Source organism: Pseudomonas sp. Pseusp18, from assembly GCF_059506005.1.
In genome coordinates this window covers 1,922,675-1,939,896 of sequence record NZ_CP169240.1, presented here as the reverse complement: position 1 = coordinate 1,939,896, position 17,222 = coordinate 1,922,675, and the positions used below count along the sequence as shown (strand labels likewise).

The 17,222-nt window shown below is 64.4% G+C and carries 2 protein-coding genes; both read left to right on the top strand.

Annotation, left to right across the window (positions count from 1 at the left end):
- Positions 1–110 precede the first annotated feature (110 nt).
- Complete coding sequence (locus ACEN9A_RS08540; RefSeq protein ID WP_258672977.1) at positions 111–3,173, top strand: non-ribosomal peptide synthetase; 3,063 nt, start codon at positions 111–113, stop codon at positions 3,171–3,173.
- 58 nt (positions 3,174–3,231) lie between these two features.
- Positions 3,232–17,178 carry a non-ribosomal peptide synthase/polyketide synthase gene (locus ACEN9A_RS08535; protein ID WP_258672976.1) on the top strand — a complete coding sequence of 4,649 codons (13,947 nt, stop codon included), beginning with the start codon at positions 3,232–3,234 and terminating at the stop codon, positions 17,176–17,178.
- Positions 17,179–17,222: the final 44 nt, after the last annotated feature.

The window sequence follows — 17,222 nt, the reverse complement described above, 5'->3', positions numbered from 1 at the left end:
TTCAACGGGCGCAACCGCTGTTCGCAAGAGGCTTGACTGACACTCGGTCAGCGAGCCTCGGCGCCTGCGCCATGGCCCAGATTCACGCCCAATTTTTAGTCGAGTTGAACATGAACGGACTCCAAGGTTTTCGTATTTCGCCGCAACAGGCATCGGTGTACCCGCACCTCAACGGCGCGGCTGAACACCCGTTCAGTTGCCATTTGCAATGGTCATTGTCCCGATCGGTGGACGTTGAGGCGCTGAACAGTCGTCTACTGGCGCTGCTGGCCGACAGTGAAATCCTGCGCACACGCCTGATGCCGGTGCCGGGTTTGCGTCACCCGGTACAGGTGATCCACGAAACCTGCACCCTGCCCATGACGGTGCAGGACTTGCGTCAGCACAGCCTCGCCGATCAGGACGCCGCACTGGCCAACCTCGCCGCGCAGCCCCGTGACTGGACGAACCCACTGTCCGTGACCTTGGTGCGCCTGTCGGATGAACACTCGGTGCTGGACCTGGCCGCCGCCAGCAGCCACTTCGACCTCGCCAGCCTGAAACTGCTGGCCGGCGCGCTGCTGCAAGGCGTCACCCCGGACCTGTCCGAAGCACTGCAATACGCCGACTACGCCGAGTGGCGCTGGAGCCTGACAGAAGATGAGCCGGACCATCCGGGCGTGAACTTCTGGAGACCTTTGGCTGAGAGCGAGCAGCCGACGTTGCAACTATCGCTTGAATCGACCACCAGCAACGGGTTTGCACCAGCGCGGGTGGATCTGGCATTACCGGCCGACCTCGCCCGCCACCCGGCCCTGACTTCGAACCTGATGTTGACGGCGTGGGTCGTGGTACTCGGACGCCTGGCCGGCCAACAGCAAGTGCCGATCACCTTGATCCACGAAAGCCGTGGCCCGGAACTGGAAAATGCCCTGGGGCTGTTCGAACAGTGCCTGCCGGTGCGCATCGAACTGGATGCCCGCACGACCCTGCTGGAGCAAAGCACACACGTCGCCGCCATGATCGAACGGACGGTTGGCTGGCAGGACTATTACACCCAGGATCTCAACGGCGGTTACGCCTTTGCCTGGCGTTCGGGCGATGCCCAGGAACGTTATGCCGGCGCGGTGATGAACCCGGTGAAAGCCTGCCTGAACGTGCGCCAGTTGCCTGGCAGCTTGCAGGCCCACATGGTTTACGACCGCCATACGTTGAGCAGTGAAGCGGCGACCTGCCTCGCCGAGCAATGGCTGCAACTGCTGCTGGGCACACTGGCCGACCTGCGGCAAGCCTGGGCGCAACTGCCGTTGAGCGGGCCGCTTCAAGCCAACATGCTCGATGCCCGACCCGACCTGCCATTGATCGAACCGGTGACCCTGGTCGAGCTGATTGCCCGTCAGGTTCAGCAACAGCCGAACGCCATCGCCCTCAGCGACAAGGACAGCGACCTGAGCTACGCCCGCCTCGACGCCTGCGCGACCCATCTGGCCCATCAACTCGTGGCGGCCGGAATTGGTCCGGGGGTGCCCGTAGGCATTCTGTTCGCCCGCAGCAACGCCGCCATCGTCGCCATGCTCGCGGTGTTGAAGGCCGGTGGCGCTTATGTGCCGGTTGATCCGACCTACCCGGCGGATCGCCGCGCCTACATGCTCGCCGACAGCGCCATCGCGCACATCGTGGTCAGCGCCGAACTGGCCGACAGCGTGCCTGCCAGCCTGCAATGCTTCGTGCTTGACGGTCTGACAATTGAAAAAACCAGCGACTTGCCGCCACTGCCGTTGCCCGACGCAGACGACCTTGCGTATCTGATCTACACCTCTGGCTCCACTGGCGCGCCGAAAGCCGTGGAAATCAGCCACGGTGCACTGAGTTTCTCGACCCAGGTGCGCATGGCCGCTTATGAGGCGCCGGTGCGCGCCTACCTGCTGCTGTCATCGTTTGCCTTCGACAGCTCGGTCGCGGGGATTTTCTGGACCCTGGCCCAGGGCGGGCGTCTGGTGCTACCGGCCACCGGCGAAGAGCTGGAGATGTCCCGTCTGGCGCGGTTGATTGCCCAGCATCGGGTCAGCCACGGTCTGTCGCTGCCCTCGTTGTATCAGGCGTTGCTCGATCAATTACAGCGCACCGGTGGTGCTGACAGCCTAGAGTGCTGGATCGTCGCCGGCGAGGCGTGCCCGCCGTCGTTGATCGCACAGCACAGCAAGACCTTGCCGCAAGCTCGACTGGTCAATGAATACGGCCCCACCGAAGCCACGGTCTGGGCCACCTATGAAGTGCTGGACCCAAGCCGGGCGTTGACCATTGGCCGCCCAATCGCCGGCATGGACCTGCGCGTGCTGAACGAACACGGCCTTGCCAGCGGCATCGGCGAACCGGGGGAAATCGTCCTCGCCGGCCCGACCCTGGCCCGCGGTTACCGCAACAAAACCGAAGAAACCGCCAAAGCCTTCGTCACCCTGGCCGATGGCACCCGCGCCTACCGCACGGGCGACCTGGCCTGCTGGCTGGCGGACGGGCGCCTGGCGTTCCTCGGCCGCAAGGACCATCAGGTCAAGTTGCGCGGCTACCGCATCGAGCTCGGCGAAATCGAACGTCAACTGTGCAGCCACAGTGACGTGCGCGAAGCCGCGGTGATTGTGCAAGAACACGCCGCCGGCAAGCGTCTGCTGGCCTATATCCTGGCCGCTCACGGCTACGCGCCAGACTCGGAAGCGATCAAGCGCTTCCTCGGCGAACGCCTGCCGTCATACATGGTGCCGGCCCGGGTGCTGACCCTGGCGACCTTCCCGCGTACCCCTAACGGCAAACTCGATACCCGTCAGCTGCCCGACCCGGACCAGTTCGACGAAGGCGCCCATGTGGCACCGCGCAACGCGATGGAAACCACCCTGCAAGCGATCGTGGCCAAGGTCTTGAAGCTCTCGACCGTCAGCGTCACCGAGAACTTTTTCGCCATTGGCGGCGACTCGATCCTGAGCTTGCAAGTGGTGGCGCAGGCCCACGAGCAAGGTATTGCGCTCTCGGCCAAGCATGTCTTCGAACGCCAGACCATCGCGGGCATGGCCGAGGTCGCGCAACCGCTGGCCGCAGGCACTGTAGAGCCGCAAGCCGACAGCGCCGAGTTCAGCGCCTCGGGACTGTCCGACGACGAAATGCAAGCGCTGATGGCCGAACTGAACGAGGCCGACCTGTGACCGGTTTCCCTCGCCACCACGCCCTCACCGTTGCCCCATTTTTTGCAGGACGCTTTCAATGACCACCGAAAAAACCACCCGCAATCCGATCGAAGACATCTACCCGCTGTCGCCGCTGCAGCAGGGGATGCTGTTCCACTCCCTGCTGCACGAAGACTCCGGTGTGTACCTGATGCAGGATCGCTACCGCATCGGCGGTGCCATCGATGAAGTGGCGTTCCTTGAGTCCTGGCGCCAGGTGGTGGCGCTGCACCCTTCCCTGCGTGCCAGTTTTCAATGGAAAACCCAGAAGCAACCGGTGCAGGTGATCCATCGCGAAGTCAAAGTGCCGCTGGACACCCTTGACCTGCGCGGGCTCACCCCGCATGAGCAAGAAGTGCGGATCCGCACGCTGTTGGAGGATGAACAGAAAGTCGGTTTCAACCTGTCGAAGCCGCCGTTGATTCGCTTCCGGCTGGTGCGGCTGGCCGACGAGTCCTATGAGTTCATTCGCAGCTTTCACCACATCCTGATGGATGCCTGGTGCATTTCACTGGTGACCGTGGACTTCCTCAAAGTCTATGAAGCGCTGTGCAACGACCGCAAGCCGGAGCTCAAGAGCCCGCGCCCGTTCCGCGATTACATTCAGTGGCTGCAACGCCAGGACGCGGGCAAGGCCGAGCAGTTCTGGCGCGGCCAGTTGCAAGGGCTCAATGCCCCTACGCCGCTGACCGTGGACAACGGCGTGGCCCGCGACCGCTACACCGACGCGGTGCTGGTGGACGATCAACTGATTCACCTGACGGAGCAGGAAACCCAGGCGCTGGCGGCGTTCTGTCGTAGCCGCAGGATCACGCCAAACACGTTTTTCCAGGGTGTCTGGTCGTTGCTGCTGTCGCGCTACAGCGGTCAACGGGACGTACTGTTCGGCGTCACCGTGGCCGGTCGACCGGCAGAACTGACCGGCGTGGCGGAGATGATCGGCCTGTTCATCAACACCTTGCCGCTGCGAGTGTCGGTGGATCCCCAAGCGTCGTTGGGCAATTGGCTCAGTGCCCTGCAAGGGCTGAACGTCGACATGCGCGACTTTGAGCACACACCCTTGACCGACATTCAGGGCTGGAGTGACTTCCCACGGGGCGAAACCCTGTTCGACAGCATCCTGGTGTTCGAAAACGCCCCGATCGACGAACAGATCCTGGAAGGCGGCTTCCAGTTCAGCCTCGAAGGCATGGATCACAGCGTGCACACCCATTACGGCTTGACCGTGGTGATCCTGCCCGGCGAGCAACTGGGCATTCGGGTGTCCTATGACCGCGAACGTTTCGAGGCGCCGACCGTGCAACGCTTGCTCGGCCACATCGCCAGCCTGGTGCGCGGGATGCTCGCCGCGCCGGACGCACCGCTGGGCAGTTTCGAACTGCTGGCCGTTGATGAGCGCCAGCAACTGTTGGGCGAGTGGGCGGTCAACCCGCACGACTTCCCACTGGATCAAAGCTACGCCGAACTGTTCGCCGCGCAGGTCGCCCAACGTGGCGAGCAGATTGCGGCGATCTGCGACGGTGAGTCCCTGACCTACGCCGAACTGGATCAGCGAGCCACTCGCCTGGCGCACGTCTTGCGCGACGCCGGTATCGATAAAGATCAATTGGTCGCGCTGGTTGCGCCCCGGGGTCTGGCGTTGTTGACCATGATGATTGCCGTGTTCAAGGCTGGCGCGGCGATGCTGCCCCTTGAAGTCAATCATCCGCCCGAACGCCTGCGGGAAATCCTCAGCCTGTCCCGTGCACCGTTGCTGGTGGCCAGCGAAGACTGCAGTAGCCTGCTCGATCAGTTGCTCAGCGGCCTCGATCAGGCGCCCAAAGCGCTGTTCGCCGAAGCCTGCTGGACATCCGGCAACGATTCGCCGCTGCCGCTGCTCGGCGGCCCGGACAGCCTTGCCTACGTGCTGTTCACCTCGGGTTCGACCGGTACGCCCAAAGGCGTGATGATCGAACAACGGGGCATGCTCAATAACATTTTCGGCAAAGTGCCGGCCCTGGGGCTGAACGCCGAAGACCGGATTCCACAAACCGCTTCGGTGGCGTTCGACATTTCTGTGTGGCAATTCCTCGCCGCGCCGGTACTCGGCGCCACGGTGCAGATCCTGCCGGACGAAGTCGCGCACGACCCGCAACGCCTGCTGCAAGTGATCGCCAGCGACTGTCTGAGCGTGCTGGAAATTGTCCCGAGCCTGATGCGCACGCTGCTCGCGCTGTGCCCGTGCGACCTGCAATTACCAGGCCTGCGATGGGTGCTGCCCACCGGTGAAGCCCTGCCGCCAACCGTGGCGCGGGACTGGTTTGCGCGCTTCCCCGACATCGCCTTGATGAACGCCTATGGTCCGGCCGAATGCGCCGACGACGTGGCCTTCCAGCCAATCTTCGAAGCGCCGCACGCCAACGTCAGCCACATGCCGATCGGCCAGCCCACCGCCAACAACCGCTTGTACGTGCTGGACGAATCCCTGCGGCCAGTGCCGGTTGGCGTTGCCGGGGAAATCTGTGTCGGTGGCGTCGGCGTCGGTCGTGGCTACCTGCACGATCCGCAGCGCACCGCTGACGCGTTCATCGACCACCCGCAGCTTGAAGGTCGCGTGTACCGCACCGGTGACCTCGGACGCTGGCGTGACGATGGCGTGATCGAATACCTCGGCCGCCGCGACCAGCAGGTGAAATTGCGCGGACACCGGATCGAACTGACCGAAATCGAACACCGTCTGGCGCAGCACCCGAACGTGCGCGAAGCCGCCGTACTGCTGCGGCAAAACAGCGTGGGCGAAGCCTGGCTGGTGGCGTACTGGTCGGCCCATGACGACACACTGGGCAGCGACGGACTCAACGAACACCTGCGCGCGCAATTGCCGCCGTACATGGTGCCGGCTGCCTTCGTGTGCCTGGAGCGCTTGCCGCTGAACAACAACGGCAAGGTCGATCGCAAGACCCTGGCCGCCCAGGAACTGAACTGGCAGGCCGACACCCAGCAAAGCATCGCGCCGCGCAACGAGCTGGAAACCGCCGTGGCGACCATCTGGGCCGAGGTGCTGGGTCGCGACACTGTAGGGGTGGAAGACAACTTCTTCACCCTTGGCGGGCACTCGCTGCTGGCCACCCAGATCGTTGCGCGCCTGCGCACGCATTTCAAACTCGACCTGCCGTTGCGGGTGCTGTTCGAACAACCAACGGTGGCGCTGCTGGCCGTGGCCATCGCCGCTCGCCAGGCCGACGCCGCCGCACCGCAGGCCGCCACGATCAGCGCGCCGAAAGCCCAGGCGCGACCGGCGCTGCTGCCACTGTCGTTCTCGCAACAGCGCCTGTGGTTCATCGAACAACTGACGCCGGGCACGACGTTGTTCAACATCCCGTTCGCCCTGCACCTCAAAGGTGAACTCAACGTCGAAGCCTTGCACGCCAGCCTGAACGACCTGCTGGTGCGCCATGAAATCCTGCGCACTGGCATCCGCAGCACCGACGGCGTGCCCTGCCAGCACATCAGCGATTCGCTGAACATCGAACTGCCATTCGAAGACCTGTCGGACCTCGGCGCCACCGCTCGCGCCGGTGCACAATTCAACGCCCTGCAAGAAACCTTCGAGCAGCCGTTCGACCTGACCCAGCCGCCGTTGCTGCGTGCGCGCCTGCTGCGCCTGGCACCGGGTGAACACGTACTGGGCATCGCCTTGCATCACCTGGTCTCGGACGCCTGGTCTGCGACCATTGCCCTGCGGGAACTGGCCCTGGGGTATGAAGCCCGTTGCAACGGCGCCGCCGCCGAACTGCCGGCCCTGCCGGTGCAATACGCCGACTTCGCCCTGTGGCAACGCGAACACCTGCAAGGCGCCGAACTCAAGCGCCAACTCGACTATTGGACCACCACGCTGGATCGTCGCGACAGCGAAGGCAGTCCGCTGCTGGCGCTGCCCACCGACCATCCGCGGCCCTCGATGCAAACCTACCGCGCCGGGATCGTGCAGCGTGAACTCAGCGCCGACCTCAGTGCCCGTGTGCAAGCCTTCGCCAGCCGCCTGGGCACCACACCGTTCACCGTGTTGTTCGCCGGGTTCGCCGTGCTGATGCACCGTTTGAGCGGCGACGCCACGGTGCTGATCGGCACCCCGGTCACCCACCGTGAACAACCGGGCACCGAAGGCCTGCTCGGCATTCTGCTGAACAACCTGGCGATCCGCGCTGACTTCGATCAGCAAGCGGATTTCACTGCCCTGGTGAGCCAGGTGGCCAAACGACTGCGCGATGGCCTGCTGCATCAGGACCTGCCATTCGAGCAACTGGTGGACAGCCTGCAACTGCCGCGCAGCCTCAGTCATGCGCCGCTGTATCAAGTGATGGTCGCGCAGCAATTGGCCATGGAATCGCGGCTGCGCTTCCCGGGGCTGGAGTTTGAAGCCCTGGACACGCCGCTCAAGCACTCCGAATGCGATCTGGATTTGCATGTGCTGTGCCCGGCCAACGCGCCGATTCAACTGGAGCTGATGTTCGCGCTGGACCTGTTCGTCGCCGACAGCGCCCGTCAGACCCTCGCCCGCCTGGAGCACTTGCTCGAGCAAATGCTCGCCGAACCGCAACGCCCGGTAGCCGCCCTGCCGCTGCTGATGGCGGCGGAATGGCAGCGCACCGTGGTCGAGTGGAACCGCACCGAGATGGACGTGCCGCAGCACCTGACCTTCGCCCAGTTGTTTGAACAGCAGGCCGAGCGCACCCCGGATCGCGATGCGTTGTGCTTCGAAGGCCGCAGCCTGAGCTACGGCGAACTGAACCGTCGGGCCAACCAGGTGGCGCATTACCTGCGCAGCCGCGGCGTGATCGCCAATCGCCCGGTGGCGCTGTGCGTCGAGCGCTCGCTGGAGTTGTTGATCGGCCTGCTGGGCATTCTCAAGTCCGGCGGTGCCTATGTGCCGCTGGACCCGACCTACCCGGTGGATCGTCTGGCGTACATGCTTGAAGATTCGCAACCGGCGCTGTTCCTCGGCCAGCAGGGCTTGCTGGAGCAGTTGGGCGCCGAACTGCCGCGCCTGCGCCTGGACAGCGACGCCGCCCTGTTCGCCGATCAACCGGACTGCAACCTCACGCCACTCGCCGGTCCCGACGACCTCGCCTACATCATGTACACCTCCGGCTCGACCGGTAAGCCCAAGGGCACCCTGGTCACCAACGGCTCGGTGGTCAACCTGGCCTGGGCGCGGATCCATGGCCTGTATCGGCGCTACGCCGATCAGCCGATGCGCAGCAGTTTCAACTACTCGTTTGCCTTCGACAGTTCGGTGGCCGAACTCATCCTGCTGCTCGACGGCCACAGCTTGTACCTGACCCCGGAAGACGTGCGCTACGACCCCGACGCCCTGGCGCAGTTCTTCCGCGAAACCCGTCTGGAAGCCTTCGAGTGCACCCCGGCGCAGCTCAAAGCCCTGCTCGAAAGTGACGGCGTGCGTCGTGGCGAGGTGTACCTGCCGCGCTTCATCCTGTTCGGCGGCGATGCGGTGGACGCGCAACTCTGGCAGCGACTGCCGTCGATTGCCGGCAGCCGTTTCTTCAACACTTACGGCCCGACCGAATGCACCGTGGACGCTACAGGGTGTGCGGTCGACGACTTCCCGCAGCGCCCGATCATCGGGCGGCCGATCGCCAACGTGCGCACTTACGTGCTCGATGCTTTTCTCAATCCGATGCCGGTCGGCGTTCCAGGGGAACTGCACATCGGCGGTGCCGGCGTGACCCAGGGTTACCTCAACCGCGCCGAACAGACCGCCAAGGTATTCATCGACGATCCGTTCTCGCCGCTGGCCGGTGCGCGGATGTACAAGTCCGGCGACCTGGTGCGCTGGCTGCCCGACGGCCAGCTCGAATACCTGGGGCGCATGGATCATCAGGTAAAAATCCGTGGTTTCCGTGTCGAACTGGGGGAAATCGAAGCCTTGATCGGCGCCCAGCCGGGTGTGCGTCAGGCGGTGGTGCTGGCCCGTGAAGACGTGCCCGGCGACAAGCGCCTGGTGGCCTACGTCACCTGCGACCAGCAGGCCGATATCAACGCTTGGCGCAAAACCATCGGCGCCGCCCTGCCCGACTACATGGTGCCGTCGGCATTTGTGCTGCTCGATGAGTTGCCGCTGACCGACAACGGCAAACTCAACCGCAAGGCGTTGCCCGCGCCGGACATCCAGGCTGAACCGGACGCCCAGGACCCGCCGCGGACCATCGCCGAACAACAACTCGCCGCCCTGTGGTCCGAGCTGCTGAACGTGCCGCTGACGCAGATCGGTCGCGACAGTCACTTCTTCTACCTTGGTGGTCATTCGTTGCTGGCGGCTGTGCTGTTTGCCCGACTGCGCCAACAGTTCGCCACGGTTCCGCCGCTGCGCGCGGTGTTCGAACACCCAACCCTCGACGCCCTGGCCGCATTGCTCGGCGATCCCCTGCATACCCCGGCGGCGACCTTCGTCCCGACGGCACGCCCGGCGCGCCTGCCGTTGTCGTTTGAACAGCAACGCTTGTGGTTCCTTGAACAACTGAGTGTTGGCGGTGGTGAATACAACGTGGTCAGCGCCGTGCAGTTCGACGGTGAACTCAACACGCTGGCCTTGCAGTCCGCACTGAACAGCGTGGTTCAACGCCACGAAATCCTGCGCAGCCGCATCGTGCGCGATGGCGACGGCGAGTTGGCATTGGTCATCGAGCCACAGGTCAACATCACCTTGCCCGTGGCAGCACTGAACGCGACCACCGACGACATCTGGCAACAGCTGACCTTTGATGCCATCCACGCCGAAACCGGACACCGTTTCGACCTCGCCAGCCAAGTGCCGATCCGCGCCACGCTGATTCAACGCAACGGTTTCGCCCAGGCGTTGCTGTTGCTGACCGTGCACCACTGCGCCACTGACGATGCCTCCAGCCAGACCCTGCTGGATGAACTGGCACAGTTCTACACCGCTCAATGCCAAGGCACCGTCGCTGCATTGCCGGAGCTGGCCCTGCAATACCCGGATTACGCACTCTGGCAGCGCGAGCCCGGTCAACAAACTGTGTTCCGCAGCCAACTCGAATACTGGCGCGCCCAACTGGGAGACGGTAATTACCTGTTGGACCTGCCCACCGAGCAGGGTCGCCCAAGCCTGCTCGAACCGGGCGCCGGCGCGGTGCAACTGCAACTGCCACCAGAACTGGCGGGACGCTTGCGTCAGTTCGCCCAGCAACGCGGCGCCACCCTGTACATGCTGATGCTCAGCGCGGCGCAGTTGTTGCTGGGGCGCTATGCCAACCAGCGCGACGTGCGTTTCGGCAGCCCGGTGGCCCAGCGTCCGCTGGCCGAGCTGCAGCCGCTGATCGGTTGCTTCGTCAATACCCTGGTAATGCGTGCCGACCTCGATCCGGCGCTGGACTTCGAAGGCTTGTTGAGCCAGGTGCGCAACCGCGTGCTGGATGCCCAGCAGCACCAGGACGTGCCGTTCGATCAGGTCGTTGAACACCTGGCACCGGAACGCAACCTCGGCCAGACGCCGCTGTTCCAGGTGTTGTTCGTGATGCAGAACGCCGATTCGTCGGCCAGCCACTGGCCGCAATTGCAGGTGCGTGAACGGGCAGTGACCGCTCAGGCCACCAAGTACGACCTGAACTGGGAAGTGCATGACGGCGAGGTGTTGTCGGTGTTGCTGGAATACCGCGCCGCGCTGTTCAGTGAAACCACGGCCAAGCGTTGGCTGGCGCAATGGCAACAACTGCTCGAAGCCATGCTCGACGCACCACAGACCCGCCTCGGCGACTGGTCACCGTTGGCGGCGTCTGAGCGTCAACAGCAACTGGTCGAGTGGAACGCCACCGAACGCGACTACAGCGGCCCGACCAACCTGCACACCGCCCTGAGCCAACAGGCCGCGCTGAGCCCGAATGCCCCGGCGCTGGTGTTCGAAGGCCAGCGCCTGACCTACGCCGAACTGGATCAACGCGCGCAAACCGTCGCCCGGGCCTTGCGCGCTGCCGGTATCGGCAGCGGCGCCATCGTGCCGGTGTGCATGGAACGTTCCGTGGAGATGGTGGTGGCCTTGCTCGGCATCGTGCATGCCGGCGCCGCGTGGTTACCGCTGGACCCGGAACTGCCTGCCGCGCGCCTGGCCTTCCTCATCGAGGACGCCGACGCCCGGGTCACCCTGACTCAGCCGCAGTGGCTGGCGCGTCTGCCGGCCGGGCACACCGCCTGGACCCTCGACACCCTGCCGCAAGCGCCAGCGTTCGAGCCGATCAGCGTCCGCGCCAATGATTTGGCCTACGTGCTCTACACCTCCGGCTCCACCGGCCAACCGAAAGGCGTGATGAACGAACACGGCGCCTTGATGAACCGTCTGTACTGGATGCAGGACGCCTTCCCGATTGGCCCGAATGATCGTGTGCTGCAAAAAACCCCGTACAGCTTCGACGTGTCGGTGTGGGAGTTCTTCTGGCCTCTGATCACCGGCGCCACATTGGTGGTGGCGCGTCCGGACGGCCATCGCGACCCGGCCTATCTCAGCCAGTTGATCCAGCAGCAACAGGTCACCACCCTGCACTTCGTGCCGTCGATGCTGCGCGCCTTTGTCGAAGAACCGAGCCTGGCCGACTGCCGCAGCCTGCGTCAGGTGTTCGCCAGCGGCGAGGCGCTGCCGGTGGATCTGGTGCGGCGTTTCATGAGCCAACACCCGGCCGCCCTGGTCAACCTCTACGGCCCGACCGAAGCGGCGATCGACGTCTCGGTATGGCGTTGTTCGGTGAACGACGCGATCGTGCCGATCGGCAAACCGATCGCCAACCTGCGCCTGTACATCCTCGACGAAGCTCAACAACCGCTGCCGATCGGCAGCATCGGCGAGTTGTACATCGGCGGGGTCGGCGTTGCGCGTGGTTACCTGAAACGTCCGGACCTGACCGAGGAACGTTTCCTCGCCAGCCCGTTCATCGACGGTGATCGCCTGTACCGCACCGGCGACCGTTGCCGCTTCCTCGCCGATGGCAACATCGAGTACCTGGGGCGTCTTGACCATCAGGTGAAACTGCGTGGCCAGCGGATCGAACTGGGAGAAATCGACGCTCAATTGCTCGCGCAACCGGGCGTTCGCGATGCGACCACCTTGTTGCTCGATCAGCGTCTGGTGAGTTTCTGGTGCGGTGACGCCGATGAATCCGCAGTACGAAACGCATTGAGCGACGACCTGCCCTCGCACATGCTGCCAAGCCTTTTTGTGCAACTCGCCAGCCTGCCACTCAACAGCAACGGCAAGCTCGACCGCAAGGCGCTTGCCGCCACTGCATTGCCAGATGCCGGCGAAGGCCAACCTCATGTGGCGCCGCGCAATGCCACTGAAACAGTGCTCTGTGAGTTGTTCAGCGAAGTGCTGGAATGTTCCTCGGTAGGAATCGACGATCACTTCTTCCATCTCGGCGGCCACTCCTTGCTGGCCACCCGCCTGGTCGCTCGGGTCCGTGAGCGCCTGGGCGCCACCCTGCCGCTGGCACTGGTGTTCGCCCAACCGACGGTGGCGGCATTGGCCGGTCATCTGCGCGCGGCGATGCCGGGCGAGCTGATCACCGCGCAACCGCGTCCGGCACAATTACCGCTGGGCCTGGCTCAGCAACGGTTCTGGATGCTCAGCCGTCTGGTACCGGATTCACGCGAGTACCACATGCCGTTCGCTCTGACCTTGCGTGGCGACCTTCAGGTCCTGGCCTTGCGTGAGGCCTTCGAGCAGGTCAGCCAGCGCCATCTGGTGCTGCGCAGCCGCATTGTCGAAGTCCAGGGCGAGCCGCAGTTGCTGATCGACGATCATGGCCCGGTGCTCGCGGTTACTTCGGTCGCCGCTCAGGACTGGACAGCGTCTTGCGCCAGTGCCCGGACCGAGCTGATGACACCGTTCAATCTGGCCACCGCCGCACCTTGGCGTGCGCATCTGCTGCAACGTCAGGGCAGCGACGAAAGCCTGTTGCTGGTTTGCCTGCACCACAGCGCCACCGACGGCTGGGCGATGCAATTGTTGATCGACGAACTGGCCCAGGCCTACAGCGCCGGTCTGAAGGGGCAGTCACCCGCCTGGAAGGCGCTGGACGTCGACTATGTCGATTTCGCCCTGTGGCAACAGCACCCGGACACTCAAGCCCGACGCGCTGACAGTCTGGATTACTGGAAAAATCACCTCGGCCAAGACGACTACCAACTCGATCTGCCCATCGACCATCCACGCGCCGCCGAAGCGGATCCTCGTGCCCGGCAACTGACCGTGCGCCTCGGTGCCCAGCGGGCTGAAGCGATCCGCCAGTTCGCCCGTCAACGTGGCACCACCACGTATGTGGTGCTGGCCAGTGCCCTGAGTGCATTGCTTGCGCGTTACAGCGGTCAGCGGGACATTCGCCTCGGCACCCCGGCGGACCAACGCGACCAGCCGCAATCTCAAGCGCTGTTGGCCTGCCTGGTGAACACGCTGGTGATCCGCAGCGAAGTCGATCAACAGGCCCCGGCCGAGCAATTACTGGCCAGCCTTGAAGCTGATCTGCGCGCGGCCCAGGCCCATGCCGACCTGCCGTTTGCAACGCTGGTCGGCGCCATTGCCCAGCGCCGCGACCTGAATCGCACACCGCTGTTCCAGGTGATGTTCTCCCTCAACCACGGCCGCATGGACAGCAGCCAATGGCCGGGGCTGAACATCGAAGAGCAGACGCTGCCGGTAATCGACGCCAAGTTCGAACAGAGCTGGGAAGTCCAGGACGACGGCAGCGACATGACCCTCGCGCTGGAATACCAATCGGCGCTGTTTGACGAGTCGACGATGCAGCGCTGGAGCGCGCAATGGTGCGCGCTGCTGGATGCACTGGTGGCCACGCCGGAGCTAGCGCTGGTCGAGTTGTTCCCGCAACAACAGGACCAACAGCAACTGGACCTGTGGAACGCCACCGAACGTCACTACAGCGGCCCGACCAACCTGCATACCGCCCTGAGCCAACAAGCCGCGCTCAGTCCGAATGCCCCGGCGCTGGTGTTCGAAGGCCAGCGCCTGACCTACGCCGAACTGGATCAACGCGCGAAAACCGTCGCCCGGGCCTTGCGCGCTGCCGGTATCGGCAGCGGCGCCATCGTGCCGGTGTGCATGGAACGTTCCGTGGAGATGGTGGTGGCCTTGCTCGGCATCGTGCATTCCGGCGCCGCGTGGCTGCCGCTGGACCCGGAACTGCCTGCCGCGCGCCTGGCCTTCCTCATCGAGGACGCCGACGCCCGGGTCACCTTGACCCAAGCGCAGTGGCTGGCGCGTCTGCCGGTCGGGCACACCGCCTGGACCCTCGACGCCCTGCCGCAAGTTGAAATCGGTGAACCGATCAGCGTCAGTGCCAGCGATCTGGCCTACGTGCTCTACACCTCCGGCTCCACCGGCCAACCGAAAGGCGTGATGAACGAACACGGCGCCTTGATGAACCGTCTGTACTGGATGCAGGACGCCTTCCCGATTGGCCCGAATGATCGTGTGCTGCAAAAAACCCCGTACAGCTTCGACGTGTCGGTGTGGGAGTTCTTCTGGCCGCTGATCACCGGCGCCACATTGGTGGTGGCGCGTCCGGACGGCCATCGCGACCCGGCCTATCTCAGCCAGTTGATCCAGCAGCAACAGGTCACCACCCTGCACTTCGTGCCGTCGATGCTGCGCGCCTTTGTCGAAGAACCGAGCCTGGCCGACTGCCACAGCCTGCGTCAGGTGTTCGCCAGCGGTGAAGCGCTGCCGGTGGATCTGGTGCGGCGTTTCATGAGTCAACACCCGGCCGCCCTGGTCAACCTGTACGGCCCGACCGAAGCGGCGATCGACGTCTCGGTGTGGCGTTGTTCGGTGAACGACGCGATCGTGCCGATCGGCAAACCGATCGCCAACCTGCGCTTGTACATCCTCGACGAAGCCATGCAGCCGCTGCCAATCGGCAGTATCGGCGAGCTGTACATCGGCGGTGTCGGCGTGGCGCGCGGTTACCTGAAACGACCGGACCTGACGCAGGAACGTTTCCTCGCCAGCCCGTTCATCGACGGTGATCGCCTGTACCGCACCGGCGACCGTTGCCGCTTCCTCGCCGATGGCAACATCGAGTACCTGGGGCGTCTTGACCACCAGGTGAAACTGCGCGGGCAGCGGATCGAACTGGGGGAAATCGATGCCGCGCTGCTGAATCAACCTGCAATCACCGGTGCCTGCACCCTGGTGATCGACAACCGGTTGGTCGCGTTCTATAGCAGCAGTGCAGCGCAAGCGGGACTCGAAACCCTGCTCGCCGCCCAACTCAAAAACCAGCTGCCGGCGTACATGGTACCGGCGGTGTGGGTCGAAGTGCCGACCTTGCCGCTGACCAGCAATGGCAAGATCGACCGCAAGGCCTTGACCGCCCTGCCATTGCCGCAAACCCAGGAAGACTACGCCGCGCCGCGCAACGACCTGGAAACCCTGCTCTGCCAGTTGTTCGGCGAACTGCTCGGCGAGACTTTGACCGGTGGCCGCGAAGTCGGCACCTCGGACAGTTTCTTCGCGTTGGGCGGCGATTCGATTCTCGGTTTGAAGCTGATCTCCCGATTGCGCGAACAGGGCTACTCGCTCACGCCAAAAGACCTGTTCCGCTCGCCGACTCCGGCAGCACTGGCTCAGGTGGCCAGCCCATTGCTGACATTGGCCGAACAAGGGGAAATCACCGGCGTAATGCCATTGATGCCGTTGCATCAGTGGTTCTTCGACCAACAACAACCGCAAGCAGCGTACTGGAACCAGTCGGTGCTGGCCGACAGCGACCGTCGTCTGCAGCCGGCTATCATTCAGGCCGTGCTGGATCGGCTGGTCGCCCACCACGACGCCTTGCGTCTGCGTTTCACCGAGGTTGATGGGCAATGGCAAGCGCACTTTGCGCAGGCCGAGCCTGTGCAATTGACCTGCTGCGACCATCCGGAGCAACTGGCACACGTCGCGCAAAGCCTGGACCTGCAACACGGCCCGCTGTTCGCCGCTGCGTTGCTGGAAGGCGAACCGCAACGTCTGTATCTGGTCGCGCATCACCTGGTGATTGACGCGGTGTCGTGGACGCCGTTGCTGGAAGATTTCCAGCAGCTGTATCAAGGGCTGGAACGTGGCGAGAACCCGAGCCTGCCGGCGAAAACCACGTCCTATCGTCAGTGGGCCGAACACCTGCACGCCCATGCCGGCACGGTCAGCAACGAACACCGCTACTGGAGCACCCAGACAGTCGCGAGCGCCAGGCCGGTGGCCACGCTCGCCGAACGGCAAACGCTGTCAGCCCGCTGGGATGCCACCCGCACCCACCAATGGCTGACCGAGTCCCATGCCGCTTACCGCACACAACCGGAAGAACTGTTGATCACCGCCCTCGCCGCCACGCTGGCAGAAGCCGAAAGCCGCGCCGAGATCGTGGTGGACCTGGAACGCCACGGTCGCGATGCGCCGTTCGAAGGCCTGGATGTCAGCCGCACCGTCGGCTGGTTCACCACCCTGTACCCGCTACGCGTGAATTCCAGCGGAGCCCCCGGCGATCGGGTGCGCAACGCCAAGGAAGCCTTGCGCGCCGTACCGGGCCAGGGCCTTGGCCACGGTCTGCTGCGCCAGCGCGGCGAGTTGCCGCCGGGCCGTGGCGATGTGCTGTTCAACTACCTCGGGCATGAGCAATCGACCGGCGGATGGTTGCGCGCCAGCAGCCTGACCCCTCCGCCGGAAGTGGCGCTGGCCAACCGGGTCACCCATGGCCGCGAAGTGGTGGCCTGGCTGGAAGGCGGCGTACTGCGTGTCGAGTGGCACAGCGTCACGCCGAGCGCCGACAGCCGCTTGCCCGGCCGCCTGCTGGAGCATCTGCAAGCGCTGGTCGGGCATTGCCTCGACCCGCAAGCCGGAACGCTGATGCCGTCAGACTTCCCGCTGGCCAAAGGCATGAACCAGGCGACCCTCGACACCCTGCTCAAACGCCTGGGGCCGAAGAAGTGAGCCCCGGCATCGACCTGTTTTTGACTTCGGAGTGCGCCGTCCGC